At 70.6% G+C, this 26,213-nt stretch carries 19 protein-coding genes; 10 read left to right on the top strand and 9 right to left on the bottom strand.

What is annotated here, in order from left to right; all coding sequences use genetic code 11:
- Positions 1 to 5: 5 nt before the first annotated feature.
- Entirely contained in the window at positions 6 to 1,460 is a 1,455-nt protein-coding gene (locus tag WMF45_RS50435; protein ID WP_437714561.1) for a porin, read from the bottom strand.
- 483 nt (positions 1,461 to 1,943) lie between these two features.
- Here WMF45_RS50435 and WMF45_RS50430 point away from each other — a divergent pair, with 483 nt between their 5' ends.
- From WMF45_RS50430 to WMF45_RS50420, 3 genes are all read left to right on the top strand, one after another.
- Positions 1,944 to 2,399 carry a hypothetical protein gene (locus tag WMF45_RS50430; protein WP_437714559.1) on the top strand — a complete coding sequence of 152 codons (456 nt, stop codon included), beginning with the start codon at positions 1,944 to 1,946 and terminating at the stop codon, positions 2,397 to 2,399.
- A gap of 464 nt (positions 2,400 to 2,863) precedes the next feature.
- Entirely contained in the window at positions 2,864 to 4,141 is a 1,278-nt protein-coding gene (locus WMF45_RS50425) for an AAA family ATPase (protein ID WP_437714557.1), read from the top strand.
- A complete protein-coding gene (locus WMF45_RS50420; protein WP_437714555.1) occupies positions 4,138 to 4,821 on the top strand; it encodes a hypothetical protein in 684 nt (227 codons plus the stop codon). Before WMF45_RS50425 ends, WMF45_RS50420 begins: the two co-directional genes overlap by 4 nt.
- Before the next feature lie 37 nt (positions 4,822 to 4,858).
- Here WMF45_RS50420 and fumC read toward each other — a convergent pair whose 3' ends face one another.
- Entirely contained in the window at positions 4,859 to 6,256 is a 1,398-nt protein-coding gene (gene fumC, locus WMF45_RS50415; RefSeq protein ID WP_437714553.1) for a class II fumarate hydratase, read from the bottom strand.
- 197 nt (positions 6,257 to 6,453) lie between these two features.
- On the opposite strand from fumC, the gene WMF45_RS50410 reads away from it, so the two are divergent.
- Positions 6,454 to 7,446, top strand: coding sequence for a fatty acid desaturase family protein (locus tag WMF45_RS50410; RefSeq protein WP_437714551.1), 993 nt, complete (start codon positions 6,454 to 6,456; stop codon positions 7,444 to 7,446).
- Positions 7,447 to 7,459: 13 nt separating this feature from the next.
- On the opposite strand, the gene WMF45_RS50405 is transcribed toward WMF45_RS50410, so the two are convergent.
- Positions 7,460 to 8,005 carry a hypothetical protein gene (locus WMF45_RS50405; protein WP_437714549.1) on the bottom strand — a complete coding sequence of 182 codons (546 nt, stop codon included), beginning with the start codon at positions 8,003 to 8,005 and terminating at the stop codon, positions 7,460 to 7,462.
- A 526-nt stretch (positions 8,006 to 8,531) separates the two neighbouring features.
- Between WMF45_RS50405 and WMF45_RS50400 the strand changes: the two genes are divergently transcribed.
- Together WMF45_RS50400 and WMF45_RS50395 are read left to right on the top strand one after the other, a co-directional pair.
- Positions 8,532 to 12,602 carry an RHS repeat-associated core domain-containing protein gene (locus WMF45_RS50400; RefSeq protein ID WP_437714547.1) on the top strand — a complete coding sequence of 1,357 codons (4,071 nt, stop codon included), beginning with the start codon at positions 8,532 to 8,534 and terminating at the stop codon, positions 12,600 to 12,602.
- A 15-nt stretch (positions 12,603 to 12,617) separates the two neighbouring features.
- Positions 12,618 to 15,050 (top strand): hypothetical protein, encoded by a 2,433-nt coding sequence (locus WMF45_RS50395; RefSeq protein WP_437714545.1) that lies wholly within the window; start codon positions 12,618 to 12,620, stop codon positions 15,048 to 15,050.
- Positions 15,051 to 15,158: 108 nt separating this feature from the next.
- On the opposite strand, the gene WMF45_RS50390 is transcribed toward WMF45_RS50395, so the two are convergent.
- Positions 15,159 to 15,734: a TetR/AcrR family transcriptional regulator gene (locus WMF45_RS50390; protein WP_437714543.1), complete on the bottom strand. Its 576-nt coding sequence runs from the start codon at positions 15,732 to 15,734 to the stop codon at positions 15,159 to 15,161.
- Between the two features lie 333 nt (positions 15,735 to 16,067).
- Between WMF45_RS50390 and WMF45_RS50385 the strand changes: the two genes are divergently transcribed.
- Together WMF45_RS50385 and WMF45_RS50380 are read left to right on the top strand one after the other, a co-directional pair.
- Positions 16,068 to 17,162, top strand: coding sequence for an NADH:flavin oxidoreductase (locus WMF45_RS50385; RefSeq protein ID WP_437714541.1), 1,095 nt, complete (start codon positions 16,068 to 16,070; stop codon positions 17,160 to 17,162).
- A gap of 48 nt (positions 17,163 to 17,210) precedes the next feature.
- Positions 17,211 to 18,062 (top strand): ketopantoate reductase family protein, encoded by an 852-nt coding sequence (locus WMF45_RS50380; RefSeq protein ID WP_437714539.1) that lies wholly within the window; start codon positions 17,211 to 17,213, stop codon positions 18,060 to 18,062.
- Between the two features lie 102 nt (positions 18,063 to 18,164).
- Here the strand turns inward: WMF45_RS50380 and WMF45_RS50375 are convergent, their stop codons facing one another.
- Positions 18,165 to 20,645, bottom strand: a complete 2,481-nt coding sequence (locus tag WMF45_RS50375; protein ID WP_437714537.1) for a cation-translocating P-type ATPase — start codon at positions 20,643 to 20,645, stop codon at positions 18,165 to 18,167.
- 505 nt (positions 20,646 to 21,150) lie between these two features.
- Here WMF45_RS50375 and WMF45_RS50370 point away from each other — a divergent pair.
- Positions 21,151 to 22,305 (top strand): AI-2E family transporter, encoded by a 1,155-nt coding sequence (locus tag WMF45_RS50370; protein WP_437714535.1) that lies wholly within the window; start codon positions 21,151 to 21,153, stop codon positions 22,303 to 22,305.
- Between the two features lie 21 nt (positions 22,306 to 22,326).
- On the opposite strand, the gene WMF45_RS50365 is transcribed toward WMF45_RS50370, so the two are convergent.
- From WMF45_RS50365 to WMF45_RS50355, 3 genes are all read right to left on the bottom strand, one after another.
- Complete coding sequence (locus WMF45_RS50365) at positions 22,327 to 23,232, bottom strand: YihY/virulence factor BrkB family protein (protein ID WP_437714533.1); 906 nt, start codon at positions 23,230 to 23,232, stop codon at positions 22,327 to 22,329.
- A gap of 95 nt (positions 23,233 to 23,327) precedes the next feature.
- A complete protein-coding gene (locus WMF45_RS50360; protein ID WP_437714531.1) occupies positions 23,328 to 24,257 on the bottom strand; it encodes an alpha/beta fold hydrolase in 930 nt (309 codons plus the stop codon).
- 80 nt (positions 24,258 to 24,337) lie between these two features.
- On the bottom strand, positions 24,338 to 24,544 hold the full coding sequence (locus WMF45_RS50355; protein WP_437714529.1) for a hypothetical protein: 207 nt from the start codon (positions 24,542 to 24,544) through the stop codon (positions 24,338 to 24,340).
- Between WMF45_RS50355 and WMF45_RS50350 the strand changes: the two genes are divergently transcribed.
- Positions 24,543 to 24,713 carry a hypothetical protein gene (locus tag WMF45_RS50350; RefSeq protein WP_437714527.1) on the top strand — a complete coding sequence of 57 codons (171 nt, stop codon included), beginning with the start codon at positions 24,543 to 24,545 and terminating at the stop codon, positions 24,711 to 24,713. The genes WMF45_RS50355 and WMF45_RS50350 overlap by 2 nt on opposite strands.
- A 13-nt stretch (positions 24,714 to 24,726) precedes the next feature.
- Here WMF45_RS50350 and WMF45_RS50345 read toward each other — a convergent pair whose 3' ends face one another.
- Positions 24,727 to 26,166, bottom strand: a complete 1,440-nt coding sequence (locus WMF45_RS50345; protein ID WP_437714525.1) for a sigma 54-interacting transcriptional regulator — start codon at positions 26,164 to 26,166, stop codon at positions 24,727 to 24,729.
- Between the last annotated feature and the right edge of the window lie 47 nt (positions 26,167 to 26,213).

Raw genomic sequence — 26,213 nt, 5'->3', positions numbered from 1 at the left:
GGCCGCTAGAGGTTGAGCTGCAGCTGCAGCGCGACGGCGTCGTTGTCGAGCGCGACGCCGTGGCGCTCCTGCCGGTGGGTGAAGTCGGCCTGCGCCTTGAGCGTGTTGTCGATGAAGTGGTAACTCGCGCCGGCGGTGAGGGCCCAGCTGTCCGTCTCGTCCGAGAGGTCGAGGTTGGGATCGAGCCACTCGAACCGCGCGCTCACGCCGAGCTTGATGCGCCTCACGAAATACCCCACCTCGCCGACGAGCCCTATCGACGTGACCGGGGCGAGCTGGCCGAGCGGCTGCGTCGGGGTGCTCTCGGGGTCGCTCTGGTTCCAGAGGAGCTCGGCGAGCGCGTGTGCGCCCTCGACGTGGACCAGGACGTCGGCGCCGATGCCGTGGATGTCGCGCGTCCCGCCGTCGCTGAAGAAGTAGCTCGCGCCTGCGCCGACGCGGAGGCGCGAGACGGCGAGGTCCTGCACCGAGCGAGGGAGGGGGCCGAGCGGTTCGGTGGCGAGCCGCGCGACATAGGCGATGTGGTCGAAGCGGTTGCCGAAGCTCGCGGCGTTCTCGACATAGCCGGCGAAGAACTGATCCGAGCGCTGGAAGCCGTTGAACATGCCGGCGAAGTAGCTGAACGCCCTGCCCCGGAAGTGCCCCTCGACGTGGAGGCCGACCTGGCGTGAGGGCGCCATGGCGCGCACGGCGAGGGGCCGCTCGATGAGCGCGCCCTCGCCGGCGCCGGCCATCGCGGAGCGGCTGAACGGCACGTCGTGCGCGCCGAAGTAGAGGTTCGCGAACGGGAAGTGGGCGTAGCCGATCCACGCCTCGGAGAGCCGCGCCGAGCCGTCCGCGCCCCCGGCGAGCTCGCCCGAGACCGCGAACGGCACATAGCCGGCGAGCCTCCCCGCGAAGCCGACGCGGGCGCGCCGCAGGCGGAACCCCTGCCCCTCGGCGACGTCGCCCGCCTGAAGGAAGCCGTCCTCACCCACGTAGGGGACGGCCTGTGCCTGCACGAGCACGAGGGGAGAGAGCACGAGGCGGCCGATCGCGAGCTGGAACGGCGGTCCACCCGCGGACGGCGCAGCGGCCGCCCCGTCAGGTGGCGGTGCGCCCGCGGCCGCGGCGGGCGGCGCGGCGCTGGACGGCGCGGCGCCTGCCGGCGACGCGCTGGCGGCGGGTGCTCCGGGTGCGGCGACAGCGGACGGCGCAACGGCGGCAGGCGGTGCGTCCGGCGTGGCCGCGGGGGTGCCGGATGTGGCCCCGGCAGGTGGCGTGGCCGGCGCGCCGCTCGGCGGCGCAGCTCCGGCAGGTGGCGTGGCCGGCGCATCGCCGGGGGGAGCCGCGCCGGGCGGCGGCGCGACCGGGATGGCCGGCGCCGCGGGCGGGGGAACCGGGAGCGCGTCGGCGGCCGGAGGCTGGGTTGGCAGCCGCTGGGCGGGTTGCGCGCTGGCCTGCGGACACCAGAGCGCCACCGCTGCCAGAAGGATGAGGGCGAACGCAGCGCTGTCCGGCGCCGTGCTGCCCCCGCGGCGCCGCGGCCGGGCACATCGAGGATCCGCACCGCGACGAGTCCATGCGCAAGGTGTCATTGGCGTCCGTGCTGGCCGGCGGGCGAGAGGAATCGCGACGAACTCGGCAACATCGCCGCTGGCAGGCGCCTTCGTCTATCCCACGTGTCGACAGGGTGTCAACGCGCCGCCTCGCACCCGCGCGCACCAGGCGAGTTGCCCTTTCCGGGCACCTGCGATGGGCGTACACTGAGTGCTCCCGAACCCCGCGGCGCTCGACGTCGATCGCCGCCCGTTCCCGGAGGCGGGCTCGCCCCGCCGCCGCGCGGAAGGCCGGAATGACCGGCGCTCCGCGCGGTCGACCTCTCGCTGGATGTCCGTCAGCCGCGCGAAGGCGCGCAAAGGAGGTGGTGAATGAGGGTGTGCAGGAGAGCGCACGGAGCTGCCGTGGCGCTGATCGCGACGCTGGTTGCGCCTGGCCTGGCGCAGGCGCAGGAGGTCGGGCCGCCGCCCCGGGCGCCCGCAGAGCGGACTGCGACGGTGCTGTCCGACGCACAGTTCAAGGCGCGGTTGGAGGCGCTCGCAGCGGAGCTTCCGTCCGCGCAGATGGGACGTAACTGGAAGCGTGTGGTCGACGAGGCGCTACAGCGGGTGACCGACCTGCCGCAGGCGAGCGCGCCGGCGCTTCCGTCCTCGGACATTCTTGAGGATCCGGAGGCGCTGGGGGAGTTCGACGACCCGACTCAGGGGTTTCCGGAGGCGGGCGTGGCATTCGCGCTGGGCCGCTATGAGGTCACGCTTGCGCCGGTGGTGCTGCCCGTGTCGCCGGTGGTCTGGAACCTGCCTGGCGATCAGGGGATCCTTCCCGGAGCACGGGTACGGCTGCCGTGGGCCGTTCCTTGATTCAGCCTCCCGGTTGAGAAAAATCTCTGACCGAAGGCTCTCGACAGCCTCCCGGTTGAGAAAAACCTCCGACCGGAGGCTCTCGACAGGGCTTTACCCCAAGATCCTTGTTCTTGGGCAGGGTCTCCGGGCGAGCGGACGGCTTCTAGAGCCCCCACGTCGCCCGAAGAGAGCGCTGGCTCCCCCCGGGCACCATTCGCCACTGGGGGCGGCTCGGCGAGATCGAGCGGGCCATGCTGATGAAGCGGACGTGGGGCTTCGACTTGCTCCGCTGCCCCGGTGCGATCGCAAGGTTGCGGGCGCCCGCCAGCGCCTTCCACTGCGACAGAGAGGTTGCCGTCTCCGCGGCCCCTGGTGTACGTCGGCAGACGCGGGCAACGGTTGCCCCGCGTTCGCGAGCGACGCAGCCACAATGCCGGGCATCCTCGACAAGAACCCGAAGCAGATGAAGCGAGCCAGCGCCCATGCTTGAGTCGATTCACCTCAAGAACGTCGGCCCCGCGCCCGAGATGACGATGGATTTGGCGCCGAGGCTGAATCTCGTCACGGGCGACAACGGGCTCGGGAAGAGCTTCCTGCTCGACGTGGCATGGTGGGCGCTGACGCGGACGTGGGCCCGCCATCCCGTCGTCCCCACAACGAAAGGCGCGTCGATCTCGTATTCGTACACGAAGAAGACGCCCAGGCCCTACACCTACACGAGCAAGTACGACCCCGCCGCCGAGCGATGGAGCGTGAACCAGGGTCGCCCCGCGATCCCTGGGCTCATCCTCTATGCGCAGGTGGACGGAGGGTTCTCCGTCTGGGATCCGGCGCGGAACTACTGGACGGAAGACACGCCCAAACGCCCGAACGCCTACCTCTTCTCGGCGTCCGAGGTCTGGGCAGGGAACCAATACTGCGAGGGGCTGCTTCGCGACTGGGGCTCGTGGCAACGCGAGAAGAGCCGTCCCTTCGAGCTCTTGAGCAAGGTCCTCGGGGCGCTGTCGCCGTCGAGCGACGAGAAGGAGAAGCTCCAGGCGGGCGATCTACGCAAGCTCACGGTGAGCGATCCCCTCAGGTACCCGACCTTGCGCATGCCCTACGGCGAAGACGTCGCCGTCATCCACGCCTCGGCCGGGATGCGCCGGATCATCGCGCTCGCCTACCTGCTCATTTGGACGTGGGAGGAGCACCTTGCCTCTGCGAAGGTGCGCGGCGAGCGACCGGCGAAAGAGGTCGTCTTCCTCATCGACGAGATCGAGGCTCACCTGCATCCGCAATGGCAGCGACGCATCGTACCGGCGCTCTTGCAGGTGATGGACATCCTCACCGGGCAACACGGTTCGCGTGTCCAGCTCGTCGCCGCGACTCACTCCCCGCTCGTCCTGGCTTCGGTCGAGCCTCACTTTGACGACGACGAGGACGCCTGGTTCGATCTCGATCTGGACCGTACGAACAAGCGATATTCCGTCAAGCTGACGCAGCGGACCTACGTGCGCCACGGCGAGGTCGGCAATTGGCTCACGAGCGAAGCCTTCGATCTGAAGGAGCCCAGATCCCTCGAGGGCGAGCGAGCCGTGAAGGCGGCTCTGGCGCTGATGGACCAAGAGGCAGCTTCCGACGCCGCCGTCGCCGCTGCGGACAAAGCGCTGAGAGACGCCGGTCTGCCCGACATCGACCCGTTCTGGGTGCGATGGGGGTACTTCCGCGACCGTCGAGCAGAACGGGCACCGGCGAAGCCGAGGCGGAGGAGGACGTGATCCGAGTTGTCCTGGCCGCCGAGCCGACCAGCTTCGAGAAATACGTTCGCAAGCGAGGCAACGAGGCGATCGCGAGACTCTTGGGCAAGCCTGTGAAGGGCAAGGGGGGCCGCAAGCCGAAGAAGACCTACGCTCGCCAAGAAGATATCCCTCCGAAGAAGCTCCCGGCCCTTTGGATTCAGCCTCGCAAAGCCGATAGCAAGAGCACACTCGACGACATGATGGGCCTCTACGGCCAGCAGTGTGCGTACCTCGCCATGTATATCGAGAAGGCGACGGGGAGCCCGACGGTCGACCATTTCATCCCGAAGTCGTCGAACTGGCGGCTCGTCTACGAGTGGTCGAACTATCGGCTCAGCGCCGCCTGCGTGAACACGGCCAAGGATGTGCTGGATGTGGTGGATCCATTCGAGGTGCAGGCAGGGTGGTTCGAGCTCGACTTCGCGACGTTTCACGTTCAGCGAGGACGCGGCGCGCCGAACGCGCAGCATAAGAAAATCGACAACACCCTGCCCATGTTGAACCTTCGTGAATGCTGGCAACAGCGGGGAGAGTATGTGAAGCTCTACCGGCTCGGCCCAGGCAACAAGGGGATCGATCTCCCGTTCCTGGAGCACCGCGCGCCCTTCATCGCGTCCGAGCTGCGGCGCCAAGGGAAGCTCGTGCGAGGTGACACCTGAGGCTCGCGCCCGGTTGGCGCTTCCGTCCCCCGCAGCCTCACCCGTCCCCGGAAGGCCCGATCATCCTCTCCGGCCGCACGATCTCGTCGAACTTCCCCCCGTCGAGGATCCCGAGCGCGACCGCCGCCTCGCGGAGGGTGGTCCCTTCCGCGTGCGCCTTCTTGGCGATCTTCGCTGCGTTGTCGTAGCCCACGTGCGGGTTCAGCGCGGTCACCAGCATCAGGCTGTCGCGCAGGTTCCGCTCGATGCGCTCGCGGTTCGGCTCGATGCCCCGCGCGCAGTGCTCCTCGAACGACGCGCAGCCGTCGGCCAGCAGCCGGATCGACTGCAGCACGTTGTGCACGATGAGCGGCTTGTACACGTTGAGCTCGAAGTTGCCGCTCGCCCCGCCGATGCCGACCGCGACGTCGTTGCCGAGCACCTGAGCGCACAGCATCGTCATCGCCTCGGCCTGGGTGGGGTTCACCTTCCCCGGCATGATCGAGCTGCCCGGCTCGTTCTCCGGGATCGTGATCTCGCCGATCCCGCAGCGCGGCCCGCTCGCGAGCCAGCGGACGTCGTTCGCTATCTTGGTCAGGCCGCAGGCGAGCACCTTCAGCGCGCCGTGCGCCGCGACGAGGGCGTCGTGCGACGCGAGCGCCTGGAACTTGTTCGGCGCGGTGACGAAGGGCGCCCCCGTGAGCTCGGCGATCCTGGCGGCGACCTTCACCGGGAACTCCGGGTGAGCGTTGAGCCCCGTCCCGACGGCCGTGCCCCCGAGCGCCAGCTCGCGCAGCGGCGGGAGCGCGCGCTCCACCGCGGCGATGCCGGCGTCGAGCTGCGCCACGTAGCCGGAGAACTCCTGCCCGAGCGTGAGCGGCGTCGCGTCCTGCAGGTGCGTGCGGCCGATCTTGACGATGTCCGCGAACGCCGCGCTCTTCTGCGCCAGGGTCTCGCGCAGCCGGCGGACCTCCGGGAGCAGGCGGCGCTCGATCTGGAGCGCGGCGACGACGTGCATGGCCGTCGGGAACACGTCGTTCGAGCTCTGCGACCTGTTCACGTCGTCGTTCGGGTGGACCGGCGATTTCGAGCCCATCACGCCGCCGCTCATCTCGATCGCGCGGTTCCCGATGACCTCGTTCACGTTCATGTTGGTCTGGGTGCCGCTGCCCGTCTGCCAGACGACGAGCGGGAAGTGGTCGTCGAGCTTGCCGTCGATGACCTCGTCGGCCGCCGCGACGATGAGCGCGCACCTGTCCGCCGGCAGGAGCCCCAGATCGCGGTTCACGAGCGCCGCCGCCTTTTTCACGGTGGCGAGCGCGGCGATCATCTCCCGCGGGAAGCGCTCGCCCCCGATCCGGAAGTTCTCGAGGGAACGCTGCGTCTGCGCCCCCCAGTAGCGGTCGTCCTGCACCGCGATCGGCCCGAAGCTGTCCTTCTCGATGCGCGTCCCCATGGCCGCGTCTTAGCGGCGGCGAACGCGCCCCTCAAGCGGCGCGAAGCGCTGTCGCCGGCGCGTGCGCAGACGCGCAGGCGCGTAGGCGCATTCGCGCCGCGGGGGTAAAAAGCGGGCGTGCTCTTGTTTTCCCGCCTATTTTTTGCGAAGTTCCGGGCCGCGCACGCGCGAGAAACACGGAGATCAGCATGGCCGGCATGGACACAGTACCGCGGGAGCTGCTGCAGGCTGCCTACAGGCGCAACCCGATTCACCTGCTCAAGATCCCGCTTCATTTCGGCATCTGGGCCGCGGTCACGTGGGTGCTGTACGCGACGCAGCACCACCCGCTCGCCATCCCGATCGGCGTCGCCTGCTCGTGGTTGATCGCCAACCTCGTCCGCGGCCTCGGCGCCGTGGCGCACGACGCCGTCCATGGCAGCTGCTCGCGCTCGAAGCTCACCTCGTACGTCATCGCCCTGCTCTGCTGGGCGCCGACCGGCATGAGCGTGACGCTGTACACGAACTACCACCTTCATCATCACAAGATCGCGAACACGTACCCTGACGTCGACAACTTCGTCGTCACGGATTACACGCGGAACCCCGTCCTGGCGAGGCTCCTGCTCCTCGCCGTCTACACGTTCGCCTATCCGCTCTACTTCCTGGGCTGCATGGCGCGGTACGTGAAGCGGCTGTCGCCGCTCCAGCGCGTCAAGATGAACGTGGAGCTCCTCGGCTTCTACGGGCTCATGGCCTTCTTCTACTGGGTCATGCCGCTCCAGGTGTTCTTCTTCTTCTATGTCCTGCCGTTCGTCTTCGGCGCCATCCTCGCCAGCGTGACCTCGATGATCGAGCACTACGAGATGCTCCCGGGGGAGGACGCCTACAGCTCTCGCACCTACGGGACGAGCGCGCGCGTCACGAACTTCCTCTGGAACAACGTCACGTACCACAACGAGCACCACAAGTTCCCGGGCATCCCGTTCTACAACCTGCGCAGCTTCCACGAGGCGGCGTATCCCTACTACGATGAGCGGGTGAAGTCCGCCTGCCACCCGTCGATCGTGGGCGTCGCCCTCTCGCTCTACGGCCGTATCCTGAAGCTCGATATCGCGAAGCTCGACGAGCGGTACCGCGGACTCAACAAGGACGACGAGCGGCGGAAGATGATGGCGCTGAACGGCATCCAGCCCGGCGCGACCGCCTGAGCCGGACGAGGGCTCAATCCGCGGCGAAGCAGTAGATACGGCCCGCGCCGCCCACGGCCACGAGCTGCTGCTGGCTGCAACCCGCGGGGGCGTGCACGGAGTTCCACGAGTTGTAGGGGGCCTGGCCGTTCATGTTCGGACCGAGGCCGTCGGAGTGCCCCACCTGCGGCCCAGGCGTGGCTGTGGACGACGTCCAGTCATTGCACGTGGCGGCCAGGGCCGTGCCGTCGGCCGCCGAGCCCGTGAGGATGTCGTGCTCGTTCGGCGTGGGAGAGCCCTGCCACTGGCCGTTGATGCGGTTGCCCTTGTGATCGACGAAGAGCTCCGGGTTGCCCCCGGGCAGCGCGTGCAGCGCCTCGACACTGGCGGCCACCGTGACGCCCTTGGCATTGACCCAGGGCCCCTTGCCGATGCGATCGCGGGCATTCTGCGTGCTCGTGCTCAGGTACGCGCGCCACGTGCGACCGCCGGCGCCCACTTCGGCCGCCAGCGCCTGGCAGGTCGCGTCCGCGCCGGCGATCCCCCCGAGATCGCCGCCGCTGTCGCTCGGGGTGGACACGAAGAAACCCAGGGATGAGGTGCCCGGGTCCCCGCCGGCCCCGGTAGCGGGCCCGCCTGCTGTCCCCGCGCCGCCCTCGCCTGCGCCGCCCGAGCCGCTCGTCGCGCCCGCCCCACCGGCGCCGCCTTCTCCGACACCCGAGCTCCCTGACCCGCCGTTGCCCCCGGTACCGCTGCCCGAGGCACTGCTGGTCGAAGTGCTGCTGCTGGCCTGGTCATTGCTCGTACCGCCAGAATCGGATTCATCCGAGCAGGCCGTAGAAGTGACGAGGAATGCTGCGGAAAGGACGAGGTAGATCTTGTGCACGGCAGAGCTCCTGAGTGGGCGAATGGCGCGCACGATACCGACAGCTCACCCCTTGCCGCAACCTCGAGCGCGAAAATGCTGATAGGTTGGAGACAGCCCGAACGAGAAGGCAGCGCGGTAGACCTGGCGGCTGACCGATCGGGTCGACGTGCTCTCCCGTGCGACCATGGCGGGAAGAGGCGCCCTTCAGGGGCTGTGCGGCCCTGTTACGCTCGATCCCATGGCGCGCACGGCCCCTGTCCCGAATATCCCCGCGATCCCCGGCATGAACCCCGGCGTCTTCATCATGGGCGGCGGCGGCAGCGGCGGCGGCGGCAATGGCAAGGGTGGCAAGGGGAGCGGCAAGGACCAGGGCGCCGACGGCTCCGACGGGGGGAACGGCGCCGACGGAGGGGGGAAGTCGGCCTGCGGCGGCGCGGGCGGCGACGGCTCCGGCTGCCCGAACCACCACGGGTCGAAGAAGAGCGGGAAGGTGTCGAAAGGGGACCCGGTCGACGTCGCCACCGGCCGCGTGTTCATCGATCCCGTGGTCGACCTCGAGCTGCTCGGTCCCCTCGGTCTGCAGTTCGTGCGGCGCTACAGCACGAGCGCCCACGAACGCGACATCGGCCTGGGCTTCGGCTGGGTGCACTCGTTCGCGTGGGCCGTCGAGGTGCGGCGCCAGACCACCGTGCTGTGGACCGACACGGGCGCGGCGGTCTCGTTCGAGCCCATCGCCGAGGGAGACGCGGGCGTCGGCCCCGACGGCTGGGTGCTGACCCGCGACGCCACCGGGTTCGTCCTCGATGACGCCGCGGGCAGCTTCTATCTGTTCTCGGAGCGCGACGGCTCGACCTACCGCCTCTCCGCGGTGCGCGACGCCCATGGCAACACGACACGGATCGCTTACGGCGACGGGCGTATCGAGTCGATCACCGACGCCGCCGGCCGCGTGGTGCGTGTACGGCGCGCGCCCGACGGCCGCATCGCCGCGCTCGAGGTCAAGAACGCGCCCGAGCGAGGGAGGTGGGTGACCCTCCGGAGCTATACCCATGACGAGCGCGGCGACCTCGTCGCCGATACGGACGCCGAGGGCTGCGTCACCCGCTACACCTACGACGAGCACCGGCTGACGTCGCGCACGGATCCCGAGGACCTCACCTTCCATTTCCGGTACGACGAGCGCGGCCGCTGCGTCGAGACCTGGGGCGATCACCCCGATCCGGAGCGCCTGGGCCTCGCGAAGGGCGTGCCCGATAGGCTCGCCGATGGCACGAAGGCGCGCGGGATCTACCATTGCGCGCTCATCTATGGCGAGAATGGGTATTCGGAGGTGGCGGACTCGATCACCGTTCACCGCTACTTCGCCAACGAGTTTGGCAAGCTCGACAAGGCCGTGTCCGGCGGGGCCGTCTACTGCCGCACCTACGATGAGAACGGCAATCTCCGCTCGTTCACCAACCCGCTCGGCGCCACCACGACATGGGTCCGCGACGCCCGCGGGCGCACGCTCCGCGTGACCGATCCGCTGGGCCGGATTACCGTCATCGAGCGCGAGCCGGACGGGCACATCCGTCGCGTCACCGATCCAGGCGGCGGCGTCACGGAGGTGACGCGCACCGCTGGCGTCCTGTACTGGACCGATCCGATCGGCGCGACCTTCGAGGTCCGCGTCGAAGCGCGGGGGCTCATCACGGAGACCGTCGCGCCGAACGGGGCGCGCACGCGCTTCATTCATGATGCGCACGGCAACGTGATCCAGAAGATCGACGGGATAGGCGCCGTCACCGAGCACGTCTACGACACCTGGGGACGTTGCCTCTCGGTGCGCGACGCGCTCGGGCACGTCACGTCGTACGCCTACAACGATCGGGGCGATCGCGTCGCCGTGCGCCACCCGGACGGGGGCGTGACCCGCTATGTCCACGACCGCAACGGGGATGTCGTGCGCATCGATCACCCGGACGGCACCACGACGCGCTTCGATCGCGGAGGGCTCCACAAGGTCTGCGCGATCCGGCGCCCGAACGGCGAGGTGAACCGGCTCGCCTACGACCGCGAGGGGCGCCTCGTGCAGGCCGAGAACGCGCGGGGGGACGTGTACGTCATGCGCTACGACAGCGCGGGACTCATGGTGTACGAGCGGACGTTCGCCGGGCTGGAGAAGTATTACCGGCACGACATGGCCGGGCAGCTCCTCCACGAGAAGACCGGCGCAGGAGAGCTCACGGAGTTCACCTATGACGCGGCCGGACAGCTGGTCCAGCGCACCCTGCCGGACGGGGCCACGGAGTCGTTCGAGTACGATCACTGTGGCCAGCTGATCGCCGCCGTCACGCCCGCCGGGGAGCTCACGTTCACGCGCAACGCCGTGGGGTGGGTCGTGGAGGAGCGGCAGCTCGCCTCCGGGGACGCGTTTTTCGTGCGGCGGACGTACGATCTCATGGGCAACGTCGTGCAGCGGACGACGTCGCTGGGCCACTCGGCCGCCTTCGCGCGGGACGCCTGCGGCCGGGCCACGCAGGTGGTGCTGGACGGGCGCACCACGGTCGGGGTCGCGCACGACGGGCTCGGGCGCGAGATCGCCCGCGCGCTGCCGGACGGAGGGCGCATCCAGGTCGTCTACGACGCGCTCGGCCGCATGGCGCAGCGCTGGGTAGGCAACCCCGCGCAGGCGGCCAGCGCCGGCGCGGGGCGGCCCGAGTGGGTCGGCGGTCGCCCGCCGGGGACGACGGTGTACCAGGCGTTCCGCTATGGGCCGTGCTCGGAGCTCGTCGAGTCGTGGGACGACGCGCTCGGCCGGAGGCTGTTCGAGCACGACCCCGCTGGGCAGCTCCTGGGGATCCGCGACGAGCGGGGCCGGGGGCAGCGCTTTGCTTACGACGCCGCGGGCAACCTGCACGAGCCGGACGGCGAGCAGCGCGCTTACGGCGCCGGGAACCGCCTGGTGCAGAAGGGCGGCACCACGTATGCGTGGGACGAGTCGGGCAGGCTCACGAGCGCGCGCGACGCGGAGGGGCGGCTGACGCGGTACAGATGGAACACCCTCGGGTTGCTCGCCGCGGTCGAGAAGCCCGACGGGAGGGTGGTCGAGCACAGCTACGATCCGTTCGCGCGGCGCATCGGGAAGCGCACGTTCGAGCGAGCGCCCGACGGGCGGCGGCGCGAGGTGTCGAGCGTGCGCTTCGTGTGGGACGGCGGCGTGCTCGTCCACGAGATCAAGCGCGTGACGCAGGCGGCGGGCGATCCCGTCGTGGAGGAGCGCACGTACTGCTTCGAGGAGGCCCGGTACGCCCCCTGGGCGCACCGCGACACGCGCGTGGCGGGCGGGCGGCGCGAGGAGAGCCCGTGGTTCCATTACCTCAACGACGACGTGGGCGCGCCGGAGCGCCTGGTCGGCCCGGCGGGCGAGGTGGTGTGCGAGCTCGACCGATCCGCGTTCGGCGCGAAGGTGAAGGAGGGCGGGCGGACCACGACGCCGCTCCGGTTCCCGGGCCAGTACGAGGACGAGGAGACGGGGCTCGTCTACAACCGCTACCGCTACTTCGATCCCGCCATGGGCCGGTACCTCAGCGCGGACCCGGCGGGGCTCGACGGCGGGTTCAACGGCTTCGACTACGCAGGCAACGCGCCGACGCGGTTCGTCGATCCGAGCGGGCTGATGCCGTTCTCGACCGTCCGGAACGCGGCAGGGAACAACCCGGAGGGCAAGGATTTCACCGATCCGAAGAATCGTCGCGGGGTGCCGGGCGATATCGAGGGCAAGAGCCAGGGAGAGCGCGGCGGGAAAACAGCGGAGGATCATCGCGAGAAGCACTACAAGGACCCCGCGATCACCGAGGCCGTCAAGAACGCGCAGACGGCGCGCAATCCTCAGAATCAGACCGCAACGGGGGACACAACGTGTGCAGAGGTCGACGCGCTGCACAAGATGGCGAGCCAGATCCGTGCCGAAGGGAACGCCCAGCGAACGGCGAAGGGGAAACCCAAGATGACCAATGAGGAGGTGCGCGCCGAGCTTCAGAAGCGCTTCAGGAACGGCGCGACGATCGAAACCACGAACGAGGATGGTGAGGGTATGGCGCCCTGCCCCATGTGCGCCCAGATCTTCCGCGAGCTCGGCCTCCACCCGGCGAACATCGGAGAGGACGCCAAGGGCGGCGTGATCGGCCCGAACAACAAGGATGAAACCAAGGTGAACAAGATGGGCCGGTGGGACGGGACCTGGACGCAGAGCAGCGAGCGCACGAAATCTCGGGAGAAGAACGTCACCACGGTGCCCTCCTCGACGCCTCCGTTCGCCGGCACTTGACCCGCGAGATGACCGATGTCCCCGCCCCATATCCTCGCCCCCGCACCCGTCGAGCGCTCCTTCCGTTGCGCCTGGAATGAAGGGTCGAACGCTGCGCTCGACCCCGCGGAGCAAACCGCGCTGGCCGCGCTCAGCCGGTGGCTCGACGAGCCGGAGCTGCCCTATGCGATCTTGCATGGCTCGCGCGCGAGCCGACGCGCGGTCGTGGCCGCCCACCTGGTCCGTGCACAGAACGAAGGTGTCGCGTACGGTGCGCAGCTCGTGCCAATCGGGCCTGATCTCAGGCTCGAGCGTGACATCCTCGCGCTGCTGGTCTCGCGGGTGCTCTCCGACTACGTAGGCGGCGAGCCTCGGCTGTTGCGTAGACAGATCGCGCAGGAACACCTGCGCGTCGGGCCGACCGAGAACGAACCCTCGCTGCTGCTCGCGATCACCGACGTCGAGGAGGCGGAGCCGCTCGTCGCCTGGCCGGCGCTGTTCTCCGCCGTTGGCCCCCGCGTCAAGGTGCTCGCCACCGTCGAGGGCGACGACGCCGCGGCCCGCGCGTGGATCCAGCGCCTCGGCTTCGATCCGGCGCGCACGCAGATCCATCCACTGCCGGTGCGGCCCTGGCCCACACCGGGCGATCCCGCGGAACTGCTCGCGACCGCGGACACCGCATCAGCCAAGCTCCTCGGCCTGCTCTCCGTCGCCTACGGCCGGCTCCCCGAGGACGAGATCACTGCCGCCCTCGGGGCGCCCATCGAGGGCGCCCTCGCCGGGATCGAGCTGCTCGTCACGGCCGTCGATGGCACCTACGCGTTCCGCTCGAACGCGGCCCGCCGCGAGGTCGAGGAGCACCTCGTCCTCGGCGCGCGCGAGACGTCGACCCGCCAGCTCCTAGCGCTCCCGCCAGACGGCTATCCCTGCGCCTACGTGCGCGCGCACATGGAGCAGAGCGACGCACCGCTCCAGGCATTCGCCGCGCTGGTCACCGAGGAGCACCTCGCCCGCTGGATGGCTCGGCCCGAGGCCTACCTCGGCTTCGTCGCCGACCTCGAGCGCGTGCGCCGTCGCGCCGTCGTGGTGCTTCCCATGGGTCGCGAGGCAACGGCCCTCGCCGTACGCGCGGCCCTCGTCGAGGCGAGCCTAAACTGGTGCGCCCGACGCAAGGACCATGATGCTCCCGTCGGCGTCGAGCCCATCAACCGGCAGAAACGGATCGCCGACGAGCGAGATCAGGCCAGGGCGCTCACCGCGCTCGGCGCGGCGATGACGGCCGGCCCGGCGCGCGCCGAGGTGCTCGCGTGGGCCGCGGACGCCGCACGGCGCATCCCGGAGACCGAATTCCGCGGGGATGTCCTCCTGAGCCTCGCCGAGTGCGCAGGGGGCGAGACGGGATACGCGTTCGCGCGGGAAGCGCTCGCCGCGTTTCGGACCACGGAGGACGCGGAGAAGCGAGCGCACCAGATGCTTGTCGCGACAGGGGCACTGCCTCCGGAGGAAGGGGTCGCGGTCGCGCGCGAGGCGCTCGCTAGCCTCCGCGACGGCGCCGGAGATCCTGGCGATATCGAGGCGTTCTCCAGACATTTCCCGCACGCCGTCGCCGAGGCGCTCTGGCCCGACGCGGAGGCGCTGCCTGGGCCGGCGCGGGCGCGAGCGCTCGCCGCGCTCGCGCGGGTCCTTGACGATCCCGAGCGCGTACGCGCCGCCTTCGCCGCGGTGGAGCAGCACATCGAGCCGTACGACCTGAAAGAGCACTGGACGCTCGCGCGGCTTATACCGCACCTCGCCGCCCCGGAGGCCCGCCGTGCCGCGGCGCTCGCGCCCGGGTTCGGCGAGCACGCCGTCGAGCTCCTCGAGAGCCTGATCCCGCGCCTCAGGGCGCTGGGCGATCCCGCCGACGACCTGTTCGAGGCGCTGCCGACAGCGCCCCGCGTGCGCGCGCTGGCCCGAAGCCTCCCCTTCGCCGCGGAGCCGGTGCAGCTGCTGGCGCGGATCGACCAGGCCATTCAGCAGGCCGAACCGCGCGACCGCTACGGGCTGCGGATGTTCGACGTGGGGCCCTGGTTCGCGGCGAAGGGCGACAGCGACGTGCTGCTCGCCGCGGTCGAGCCGCTCAGCGATGCTGGCCGCCTGGGCGCCTTCGGCTTCCTGGCGCGCTACGACCCCGTGCACGCGCCCGAGCTGGTGCGTCAGGCCCTCCCCCTGGCCCTGCGCTTCGGCGCCGACGAGCCGGACCGCCTGCTCGACCTGGTCCCGCTGGCCCGCCATTTCCCGCCCGAGGGCGCCGCCGCGGCGTTCGGCATCCTGCTCGACGCGCTCGCCGGCGACTTCCGCCACGCCGCGCTCGCAGGCGACGGCGTGACCCTCGTGAAGCTCGCGCCGCTCATCGCGGCCGTCGCGGGCGACGACGGCCTGGCCGGCGCGGCGCGCGAGGTGGTGCAGGTCGCAGCGTGGTTCCCCTGAGCGCCGCGGTGCTCGCGGACTGCCATCGTGGACTGCCGCCCGCCTGCTTTGGCAGCGCGCCGGCGCCATCCTCGGCGGCCAATGGCGCCCAGGCCCGGCACGGACCAGCTATCGCTTCTTCGTCGCCATCGCCTTCACGACCGCGTCGACCGCCGTGACCAGCGAGCGCCTGAAGGCGTGCAGCCGCTGCTCCGCCGCCGATCCCTTCTCGGCCGGCTGGTTTGGCGCGAAGCCGAACCAGGACATCGACAGCCCGAGGAGGATGACGAACAGGTCCTCGGCGCAGAGCTTCGGCGTCGCCCCGAGGTCGTAGGCCGCGGCGAGCTCCTGCACCTTGGCGGTCGCGACGTCGTGCTGCGCCTCGTCGGGGAGCTCGAGCTGCCTCCACATCATCATCCGCACGCTCTTCGGATTCTCGACCAGGTGATCGAAGACGCCTGCCACGAAGGCCGGCAGGTCCGACGGGTCGAAGGGCACAGCGTCGAACGCGATCTGGCACCGCTCCTCGAGCACGCTGCGGAACAGACCCTCCTTGGAGCCGAAATAGGCGTAGATGGCCTGCTTGTTCGCCGAGGCCCGCTCGGCGATGCGGTCCACGCGCGCGCCGGCCAGCCCTCGCTCGGCGAACTCGTCGAGCGCAGCGTCGAGGAGCCTCTTCTTGGTCGCCGCCGAATCGTAGCGCATGGGTGGATCCTTCATGGAGCATACGCCGTGGCGCGCGGCAAGAAGAGCGCGCCGCCCACGTTCGAGCCGCAACCTCCGGGCCTCCCTCGCGCGGCTCGCCCGCGGCCGTTCGCCATGCGCAGCGGCATCGCCGCTCCGCCCAGTTGACACGGCCCAGACCGCTCCCTAGATTTAAACCATCCAGTTGGTTTAACACCGAGGAGGGCGTCGTCGATGACGATGGCGCCGCGGTGTCGAGATTGCAGGCGCGGGCGTTACCGAGCCGCCAGGACGCTGCCAGCCGCGGCGCCCTGGCGACGACGACGCCCAGAGAACCGGAGAAGGGACGGAGCGATGGCGGATCCGCAACCGAACAAGAACGACGACGTGAGCGCGCTCTTCAAGCCATTCGAGCTGAAGGGGCTGAAGCTCGAGAATCGGTTCGTCATGGCGCCCATGACGCGCCAGCGATCGCCGGGCAACGCGCCGGGCGAGCCGAACGTCGATTACTACACCCGACGCGCCGCCGCGGACGTCGGGCTGATCCTGTCGGAAGGAACGGTCGTGGAGCGGCCGGGCAAGCTTCACCTCCGCGACGTCCCGCACTTCTATGGCGAGCGGGCGCTGGACGGCTGGCGAAAGGTCATCGACAGCGTGCACAGGGCGGGAGGGAAGATGGCGCCCCAGCTATGGCACGTCGGGCTCGCCAAGCAGGATCCGAACGGCCACGAGGAGCCCGCGGCCCTGGAAGGCCCGGCGAACATGTCGCGCGACGACGTGCACGCCACCGTGCGGGCCTTCGGCAAGGCGGCGGCCGACGCGAAGCGCCTCGGCTTCGATGCCATCGAGATCCATGGCGCGCACGGGTACCTCATCGATCAGTTCTTCTACGAGGTGACGAACCAGCGCACCGACGAGTATGGCGGAAAGACGATCGGCGAGAGGAATCGCTTCGCCGTGGAGGTCCTCGAGGCCGTTCGAGAGGCCGTCGGGCCGGAGATGGTCGTGATCCTCCGCCTCTCGCAGTGGAAGATGGGCGCGTACGATCACAAGATCGCGAAGACGCCGAAGGAGATGGAGCAGTGGTTATTGCCGCTCGCCGAGGCGGGCGCCGATGTGCTCCACCTCTCCCAGCGACGCTACTGGGAGCCCGAGTTCGCCGGCTCCGATCTGAACACCGCTGGATGGGCGAAGAAGATCACCGGCAACCCCACGATCACCGTGGGGTCGGTCGGCCTGTCCGGCGATCTCTTCGGAAACTTCGCGGGCGAGGCCTCGGCGCCCCAGGGGCTCGGCGAGCTCGTGCGCCGCTTCGAGCGCGGCGATTTCGATCTCGTCGCCGTCGGGCGCCCCCTGCTCAACGACCCGGCCTGGGTGCAGAAGATCAAGACCGGCCGGACCTCCGAGCTGACGGAGTTCACCAGGGAGAGCCTTGGTCGGTACTTCTGACTCGGGCGGTCCTTCATGGGCATTTTTACAGGAGCTACGGTGTAACGCATGAAGATTGCCATTGTCGGCGCCGGTAGGATTGGAAGCACCTTTGCATTTCAGCTCGCGCGCGCGGGGCACGAGGTGACGGTGGTCGCCCGAGGAGAGCGGCTGGAGCAGCTGCGGCGGGACGAGGCGATCGTGAGCGCCTCGGGCGAGCGCGCGGCGGTGCGCGTGAGCGCCGCGCTCGACGCGACGACGCCGTGGGATCTCGTGCTCGTGACGGTGCTCGCGCACCAGGTGGACGCCGTGCTCCCTGCGCTGGCCGAGAGCGCGGCGAGGTCCGTGATGTTCATGTTCAACACCTTCGAGCCGCTGGGCCGCCTCCGAGATGCGGTGGGCCCGGCGCGCTTCGCCTTCGGCTTCCCTGCGATCCTGGCGACCCTCGAGGACGGCAAGGTGACGTCGAAGATCGTCACCCGAGGCATGGTCACCACGGTGACGGACGCGGCGTGGGCGAAGGTCTTCACGGACGCCGGCATTCCCGCCGTCGTGCACGCCGACATGGAGAGCTGGCTGCGCACGCACGCGGCGCTCGTCGCGCCGGCGATGGTGGCCATCGTCACGGCGCACGCGCGGAACGCAGGCGTGTCGTGGGCAGAGGCGATGCGCCTCGCGCGCGCCATGGAGGAAGGGCTCCGCGTGGTGCGCCGCCTCGGAAACACCATCACGCCGGAGCCGATCGGGACGCTGAGCCGCCTGCCCACGCCGGCGACGGCCGCGCTCCTGTGGGGGCTCAGCAGGGTCGACGCCGTCCGCAAGACGGGGGCCGTCGGGCCTGGCGAGCCGCGCGCGCTGATCGACGCGATTGCCGCCGCGGCGCCGGGTCAAACGCCGACGCTGCTCGCGATCAGACCCTGACGTGCGACCGCGGCAGGAGCTCGTTCTGATGCGAGGCATCGGCATGGCCGAGATGCCGACGCATGGACGTACGGCGAGCACGGTCCGAGCTGGTCATGAGGATCAGCTCGCCTCCCGCGGAATGTGGCGCGCGGCGAGCTGCCGCCAGATAAGCCAGCTGACGAGCTCGGCCACGGCCCAGGTGGCGGCGATGGCGATCGCCAGCACGACCATCGCCCGGACGTCGAGCGGCCCGAGCCCGAGGACGCGCCGCAGCGCGGGGACGAGGATCGTCAGCAGCTGCAGCAGGATGCCGAGGCCGATCGACAGGTGCAGGGTGAGATTGTGCCGCGACGGGTGCACCATTCGACGCGAGGGGTACGCGGAGACGAGCTTTGCGATTGACTCGTACAGGAAGAGGACGCTCTGGATGGCGACGGGCCCGTACCCCCAGCGCGGCACGAGCGTCATCAGCAGGATCCCGATCGAGCCCTTGAGCCCTCCCGTGGCCAGGATAAACGCAGCCGATGGTCCATCGAGCAGCGGGCTCTTCGGCGGGCGCGGCGGTCGACTCATGACATCGGGGTTGCGGTCGAGGGCCAGCGCCAGCGCGGGCGGGCCGTCGCCGACGAAGTTGATCCACAGGATCTGGAACGCCGTGAGTGGCAAGAGGAGCATGCCCGATTCGTCCCGGAGACCGAGGACGTACGAGCCGATCACGCCGGTGACCACGAGCAGTACGAGCGCGACATTGGTCGAGAAGGTGTACCGGATGAACTTCTGGATGTTCTCGTGGATGCCGCGTCCCTCCTCGATGGCGCCCACGATCGAGGCGAAGTTGTCGTCGAGCAGCACGAGATCGGCCACCTCGCGGGCGACGTCACTGCCTCGCTGCCCCATCGCGATCCCCACGTCCGCCCGCTTCAGCGCGGGTGCGTCGTTCACGCCGTCGCCCGTCACGGCGACGATGTTCCCATCCGCTTTCAGCGCCTCCACGAGACGGAGCTTGTGCTCCGGGCTCATGCGGGCGAACACGCCCACCCGGCGCACGGCTCGCCGCAGATCCTCGACCGAGAGGTGCTCGATGTCGGCCCCGGTGAGCATCTCCGTGCTCGCCATCCCGACGGCCTCGGCGACGGCGCGGGCCGTCGCCGGGTGGTCGCCGGTGATCATCAGGACCCGCACGCCCGCCTCCTGCACCTTGCGTATCGCCTCGGGTACCTCCCGCCGCGGCGGGTCCCAGATCATCACGAGGCCGAGGAATTCGAGGGCGTCTTCCCGCTCGCCCGGGGCGCGTGCCAGGGCAAGGACGCGGTAACCCCGCGCGGCCCCCTCCTCCGCTCGCTGGGCCCACCGCGCTCGACCTTCGGGCGACAGCTCCGCGCGCGCGAGCAGCACCTCGGGCGCGCCCTTGAAGTAGCTCACCGGCCCGGTCGGGGATGCGACGGTGACCCGCATGAACTTCCAGGCGCTGTCGAACGGACGGCTTGCGAGCCTGGGGTGCGCTTGCCGCACCGCGAGCGCATCGATCCTCCGCGAGCGCGCGTACTCGAGCAGCCCGAGCTCCAGCGGATCGCCCGCGCCGGCCTGCGCGTCGGCGTCGTTCGCGAACACCAAGACGGCAAGAGCCGCCTCGGGATCGTCGGACTCGAGGGCGGCCACCGACATGCGGTTGTCGGTCAGCGTGCCTGTCTTGTCGGTCGCGATCACCGTGACCGAACCGAGGGCCTCGACCGCGCTCAGACGCCGTACGACGGCGTGCCGCCGCGCCATGTGCTGGACCCCGAGGGCGAGCGTCGCTGTCACCACCGCCGGCATGCCCTCGGGCACGGCGGCGACCCCGAGCGCGACCGCGAAGATCATGACCTCCACGAAGTGCGCGAGGCCCTCGGCGATGAGCCCCAGGGCGATGAGCAACGCCGCGAGTGTTCCCACCCAGCGGGTGATCCTGTGGCCGAGCACGTCGAGACGACGCTCGAGCGGCGTCTTGTCGGCCTGGATCTGGCCGAGCACCGCGGCGAGCCGCCCCATGGTGCTCCGGGCGCCGGTCCCGGTGACGCGGAGGAAGCCCGTGCCCCGAGCGAGGAGCGTCCCGCTGTAGACCTCGGCGCCCAGCGATTTGTCGACCGGGATCGACTCGCCCGTCAGCACCGACTCGTCGATCATGACGCCGAGCCCCTCGAGCAAGGTCCCGTCAGCCGGGATCCGCTCGCCCGCTTCGACGCGGACGACGTCTCCTGGGACGAGCTGGCGGCTCGGGATGTGCACGAGGCGCCCATCACGAAGCGTCCAGGCGACGGGGGCGGCGAGGATCTCGAGCCGCGCGAGCGCGTGCTCCGAACGGTACTCCTGGAGCACCCCGAGCACCGCGTTGAGCACGAGCACGGCCGCGATGGCCAGCGCCTCGACGGGCCACCCCCGCCCGCCCCCGTAGAGCCAGGCGCCGAGATCGAACACGAGGGCGAAGAACAAGATGAAGTTGAGCGGGCCTCGGAACTGCCGGACAAGCCGCCTCCAGAGCGGCAGAGGTGCGGACTCCGGGATTGCGTTGGGGCCGAGCTCCTCCAGGCGACGTGCCGCTTCCGCCTGGGTGAGACCCGTCAACGCTTGCGCAGCGTTCACGCCTGCCGCGGCCGGCGCGGCGTCGCCCTGCGCGCTCAATCGCGTCTCCGCTCAATGAGCTCGCCATCCGGGGCCACCTGCACCGGGGTCTCCGATCCGTCCGCCCTCTTCACCTCGTCCTGGAAGACGGGTGCGTTGTTCTTCGTGGTCTCGTGCACCCTCGTCACCTGGCCGGGCGTTCACTTCACCGACCGGCCCTGCCGCGGCGACCGTTGCATGCGCGGGACCACTGCGATGCGCCTTCCCTGCTCGGTGTGCGTGTCCGTTGTCGTCGTCGACGAGGGGACACGCCGGCGCCGTGCTCGCGCATCGTCCGCACGACGTCCTCGATGCTCGTGGCGACGGGCAGGGAGGCGAGCTCGTCCGACATCTGTCGTGCGCAAGGCTCGAACCCGAGCTTCACCGCGTGCAGCGGAGGGCCTCGGGCGTCTTGACGAGGCACGGACCACGACGACGATCACCACGTCGAACCGCGGAGACCTACGTGATGGCCGACCCCCTCCCGCCCGACGCTTCGGGGCCGCCCCCGTCCTCGGAAATGCGCGCGCCGGAGCCGCCTCCCACCGCGGTCCTGCCGGCGGCCCCTCCGGAGCCCGCGCGGGAGCGACGGGCGCTCGCGGCGCTGGCGATCGCCGCGGTCGCGGCCATGGTGTGGATCACCCACCCGGTGGGGATCGGCATCCTCCTCGGCACGCTCAACGCCTTCACGATGCAGCCGTTCTACGAGCGGATGCGGGCGCGCGGGCGTCGACCCGCGGTGGCGGCGGCGATCGCGGTCGGGCTGTCGTCGATCGTGATCGTCGCGGTGCTGGCCGGGATCTCGTCGCTGCTCGTGGGCCGGGGCGTGGTGCTGGCGGGGGAGCTCATCGCCGCGCTCTCCCCCGGGGCCCCGGCCCGTGAGCTCGTCGTGGAGTGGACCCGGCGCCTCGAACCGCTCGGGCTCCGCGCCGACGATCTTGCCGCCCGGCTGCGCGACGCCGCGGCCGAGCTCGCCGCCCGCGCCGCCGGCATCGCGGCGTTCGTCGCCTCGGCCAGCTTCAGCGCGCTGCTCGGCTTCTTCTTCGTGTCGATGACCACCTACTTCGTCCTTCGGCACTGGACCTCGCTCGCGCGCCGCGCGGAAGACGTGCTCCCGCTGCACCCACGCCACACACGCGCGTTGCTCGACGAGTTCCGTGTCGTCGGCCGGACGACGCTCCTCGGCACGGTGCTCACCGGAATCGCGCAAGGGTTTCTCGCGACGATCGGTTACCTCATCACGGGGGTGCCCGAGGCGGCGTTCTTCGGCGCCGCGACGGCGGTGGCCTCGCTGGTCCCCGCGGTCGGCACGCTGCTCGTCTGGGTGCCGGCGGGCGTGTACCTGATCCTCACGCACCACATCGCCATGGGGATCGTCGAGCTCGCGTGGGGGGCGCTGGTGGTGGGGGGCGTCTCCGACTACGTGATCCGCCCGCGGCTCGTGGGCCGGGGCTCGAGCATGCCAGCGCTCTTCACGTTCGGCGCGCTGTTCGGTGGGGTGGAGACGTTCGGGCTGTTCGGGCTCTTGCTCGGGCCGCTGGTGATGGCGCTGGCGATCTCGACGCTGCGGATCTACGTGGCGGAGACGAAGGGGACGCGCACGGAGGGCGAGGCTCGGAGGTGATCGAGGTGGCGAGATCGACGCTCAATCGTCCATCGTGCTCCTGGCTGCCGCCCCGGGGCAGGTCTCGACGCCGCGCGCAAGCTTCCGGTTCACCACCGCCCCCACGAGGAGCGCTGCCGTAAACAAGTACAGGCCGATCATGGTCACGCCGATCACCGCGAGCCCCGCCAGGTAGGCGCCGCCATCTCCCGCTTTGGCGATGTAGAACGCATAGGCGAAGCCGAACAGGATCTCGAGCGCGACGGCGAGCAGCGCACCGGGGAGGATCGGCACGCCACGCCGGGCCCGGGGCGGGATGCCGACCCGGTACAGGGCACAGACGTACGCGAGGACGATCCCCGTGCTGACGCAGAAGCGGAGAAGGCGGCTCGCCAGGGTCGGGGCTTCGGTCGCCCGCAGCGGCGGGATCCACCGCCCAAGCCCACCCATCGCGCCTTGGAGCGCGGGGCCCAGGGACGCGAGGAGAGCAACCGCGACCGGCAGGACGATGCACATGCCGATGGCGAGCAGGCGCTTCTTCCACCAGGGACGCGAGATCCCGGTCCCGATCTCGAGGGAGTCGAAGATCGAGTGCACGCCGCTCGAGGCGAGCCAGATGAAGACAGCTGTGCTCGCGACGCCCGCCGAACCCTCGTTCCAGGTGGCGAGGTTGATCAGCTCGGCGCTGACGAGCTGGCGGGCCGCCGCCGGGAGCGGGCTCAACAGCTGCACGACCGCGCTCCAGTTGTTCGTCGAGAAGCGCCCGGCAAGGAGACCCGCGACAGCGGCGAGCGGCACGAGCGAGAGAAATAGCCAGAACGCCGTCTCGGCGGCGAGGCCGAGGACCCTCGTGCGATCCAGGCAGACGAGCACGTCCTTCGACCAGGCGCCGGCGCGTGAAAACCGCCGCTTCCATCCCGCCAGCTTCAAGGCGTGCAGCCGACGCATCGATGCCTCCCACCTCGGGGCTCCATGGGCTCCTACTGTTAGCGTCGTGCGTCGTGTGATCGCGCCCCGACATGGCCAGCGAAGGCGCGTCGCCGTCACGCCGCGCGCCCGCGCGTGAGGAGCTCGCGCCACCGCTGCGCGGAGACCCGCGCCGGCTCCGTCGTGTCCACGAACCCCTCGAGCACGCGCACGAATTTCTCCGGATCCTCGCAATGCGGGTAGTGCCCGACGGCGTCGAAGAGATCGAGGCGGCTGCCCGGCATCGATGCATGCGCGTCGCGGGCGTGGGCGACGGGGATCACCGGGTCGTTGGTCCCCCACACGATCAGCGTCGGCACCTCCGCCGTCAGGTACAGCCGGTCGTGCGCGCTCACGCGCTGGCCGGCGCGGTCGATCACCGAGCGCAGGGTCTGGACGAACGCGCGCCGGGCGTCCGCGTCCGCGAGCGATGAACAGGAGTTGACGAACTCGACGAGCACCGGGCCGGGGCGCCGGCCGCGCCGCTCCAGGAAGCGCAGGGCGGCGCGCGCGGGGAAGCGCTCCGGGCGGAGAGCGAAGCGGAGGAGCGCGCGGGAGAGCGGCCGGCAGCCGATCGGCAGCGCCAGCTCGGCCCCGGGCAGGCTCAGCGCCCGCAGGAGCGCGTTCACCTCGATCCCGAGGCCGCCGCTGCCGACGAGGACGAGCCGCTCGCAGCACTCGGGGAACTGGTAGACCGTCTGCATGGCGACGCCGCCACCGAACGAGTGCCCGACGAGGGTGCCGCGGTCGTGTCCGAGCGCCGCCATGAGATCGCGGATGCTGCTCGCATACGCGCCGAGCGAGTAGTCGGTCCGCGGCTTGGCGGAGGCGCCGTGGCCCAGCAGATCCGGCGCGACGACGGTGAACCGCCGGGCGAGCGCGGGGATCACGTGCCGCCACGTCGCCGAACTCCCGGCCATGCCATGGATGAGCACCAAGAGCGGGCCCCGGCCTTCCCGGCGGAAGGCGATGTCGTGCCCGTGGATCGTGGTGTGGCGCAGCTCCATGACACGAAGCGTAATGCCGTTCCGGCCGGTGTCAGATCCGACCTATGCGGGTCGCGCCCGGTCGAGCAGGCGCTCGTCCCTCAGCCGGAGCTGCGTCTCTTCGCCGCCTTGTCCTCCCTGTCGAGCCGCTTCGCGTCCTCGTCGTAACGCTTCTCGTCGGCGCGGATCTCCGCCTCGGTCTGCTCGCGGATCGGCGGGCGCACTGCCTCCGGTTTGTCTTCGCTGAAGATGGCCTTGGCCGCTCCCCGGCCGAGGCCGTAACCGAACCATGCTGTGAACCATGACATGGTCAGCCCTCCTTCCTGGATTCTCGAGGCGTCGTACACGCCCCTCGAGGTCGCTTCCGACGTGGTCGGCGCCCTGCTTCACCTCGTCCCACGTACCGTCGGTCGTCTCGGCGATCTCATGGAGCTTGGCCTCCCCGACGTCGAGCGCAGCGTGCAGGTGTCGAGGTGAGGCCTGGTCAGGGCTAGGACGAGCTCTCGTCGACAGAGCCCAGCGCGTCGTCGGGCTCGCCGGCGCCCGTCGATGCCCCGAGGCCGTGTCGCTCGATGAGCCGGCGAAGCTGCGTCCGGTGCATGCCGAGCGCCCGCGCCGCGGCCCGCACGTTGCCGCCTTGCTCGCGCAGCGCCGCCTCGATGCGGGCGCGCTCGGCGGCGTCGAGCGGGGGGGCGCGCGAGGGCAGCGCGCGGCGCGCCCGGGGCGCGGCAGGCGCGCTGTCTAGGCTTCCGGCGGGCGGGGCGCCGGAGGGCGGGTCGGGCTCGAAGAGGGCGCCGGCGCTCGGGCTGAGGTGCGCGGCCTCGACGCGCGAGGCCCCCTGCATGAGCGCGCTCTGGGCGGCGGCGCGCGCCTCGACAAGGAGCTCGCGCACGTTGCCCGGCCAGGGCCGCAGCAGGCACGCCTCGACAAGCGAAACGTGGAGCCCCAGCTCGGGCGCGAGCTGCCGCACCTGCTGCTCGATCAAGAGGGCCATCTCTTCGAGGCGCCGCCGCAGGGGCGGCAGCTCGACGGCGGGGCGCCCCAGGCGAAAGTAGAGGTCTTCGCGCAACCGCCCGCTCGCGACCTGCGCGCGCAGGTCGCGGTGGCTGGCCGAGCAGAAGGCAAAGTCGACCTTCTTCGGCCTGGACGCGCCGAGCGCGAGCACCTCGCGCGTCTCGAGCGCGCGCAGGAGCTTGGCCTGCACCTCGAGGTCGAGCTCGCCGATCTCGTCGAGAAAGAGGGTGCCCCCCTCGGCCGCCTGGAGATACCCCTGCGCGTCGGCGTTGGCGCTCGAGTAGGTGCCGCGCTGCACGCCGAAGAGCAGGCGCTCGGCGATGCCCTGCGGGATGGAGGCGCAGTTGACAGGCACGAAAGGCCCGGCGGCGCGCGGGCCTTCCTCGTGAAAGGCACGGGCGACACCCTCCTTGCCGGTGCCGCTCTCGCCGCGAATGTGCAGCGAGAGCCCGAGCTCGGCGGCGCGCGCCGCCTCGGCCAGCCGCCGCTGCATCGCCGGGCCCCGCACGAACCCCTGGCGCGCCACGACGCCCTGGCGCGCCAGGGGGCCGACGTCGATCGAGGGCACGAAGAGCGAATCGCCGAGGCGCACGACGCACGTCGCCTCGCGCGGCGCCCCCGCCGGCAGCGGCTCCCCGTCGACGAAGGTGCCGTTCTGGCTGCCGAGGTCCTCGACCCAGAAGCGCCGCCCATCGAAGCGGAAGCGGGCATGGCGCCGCGACATGCGAGGGTCCTTCGCCTCGCCGAGCGCCGCCGAGCCGCGACCGAGCTCGAGCGCCTCGCCCTCGAAGGGCAGCGCGCTGGCCAGGGTCACCCCGGCGCCGAAGACGCGGACGAGGCCCGGCGCGGCGGCGGGCCCGCCGCTGCTCGAGGCGCGATGCCCGCTCGGCTGCAGGGTCGACCCGTCGTCCGTCATCCCACGGTCAGTATAGGTGCCCGGCGCCGACGGGTGTGCCCACAGCG

The organism is Sorangium sp. So ce448 (assembly GCF_051520915.1).
In the GTDB taxonomy this organism is placed as follows: Bacteria; Myxococcota_A; Polyangia; order Polyangiales; family Polyangiaceae; genus Sorangium; species Sorangium cellulosum_B.
This window is presented reverse-complemented; position numbering and strand designations above follow the sequence as displayed.

What these genes read in the sequence shown, in the direction of transcription:
- WMF45_RS50425 (WP_437714557.1), top strand. Translation starts at nt 2,864, where the DNA reads ATGCTTGAGTCGATTCACCTCAAGAACGTCGGCCCCGCGCCCGAGATG.
- fumC (WP_437714553.1), bottom strand. Translation starts at nt 6,256, where the DNA reads ATGGGGACGCGCATCGAGAAGGACAGCTTCGGGCCGATCGCGGTGCAG.
- WMF45_RS50410 (WP_437714551.1), top strand. Translation starts at nt 6,454, where the DNA reads ATGGACACAGTACCGCGGGAGCTGCTGCAGGCTGCCTACAGGCGCAAC.
- WMF45_RS50400 (WP_437714547.1), top strand. Translation starts at nt 8,532, where the DNA reads ATGGCGCGCACGGCCCCTGTCCCGAATATCCCCGCGATCCCCGGCATG.
- WMF45_RS50395 (WP_437714545.1), top strand. Translation starts at nt 12,618, where the DNA reads ATGTCCCCGCCCCATATCCTCGCCCCCGCACCCGTCGAGCGCTCCTTC.
- WMF45_RS50390 (WP_437714543.1), bottom strand. Translation starts at nt 15,734, where the DNA reads ATGCGCTACGATTCGGCGGCGACCAAGAAGAGGCTCCTCGACGCTGCG.
- WMF45_RS50385 (WP_437714541.1), top strand. Translation starts at nt 16,068, where the DNA reads ATGGCGGATCCGCAACCGAACAAGAACGACGACGTGAGCGCGCTCTTC.
- WMF45_RS50380 (WP_437714539.1), top strand. Translation starts at nt 17,211, where the DNA reads ATGAAGATTGCCATTGTCGGCGCCGGTAGGATTGGAAGCACCTTTGCA.
- WMF45_RS50370 (WP_437714535.1), top strand. Translation starts at nt 21,151, where the DNA reads ATGGCCGACCCCCTCCCGCCCGACGCTTCGGGGCCGCCCCCGTCCTCG.
- WMF45_RS50365 (WP_437714533.1), bottom strand. Translation starts at nt 23,232, where the DNA reads ATGCGTCGGCTGCACGCCTTGAAGCTGGCGGGATGGAAGCGGCGGTTT.
- WMF45_RS50360 (WP_437714531.1), bottom strand. Translation starts at nt 24,257, where the DNA reads ATGGAGCTGCGCCACACCACGATCCACGGGCACGACATCGCCTTCCGC.
- WMF45_RS50350 (WP_437714527.1), top strand. Translation starts at nt 24,543, where the DNA reads ATGGTCAGCCCTCCTTCCTGGATTCTCGAGGCGTCGTACACGCCCCTC.
- WMF45_RS50355 (WP_437714529.1), bottom strand. Translation starts at nt 24,544, where the DNA reads ATGTCATGGTTCACAGCATGGTTCGGTTACGGCCTCGGCCGGGGAGCG.
- WMF45_RS50345 (WP_437714525.1), bottom strand. Translation starts at nt 26,166, where the DNA reads ATGACGGACGACGGGTCGACCCTGCAGCCGAGCGGGCATCGCGCCTCG.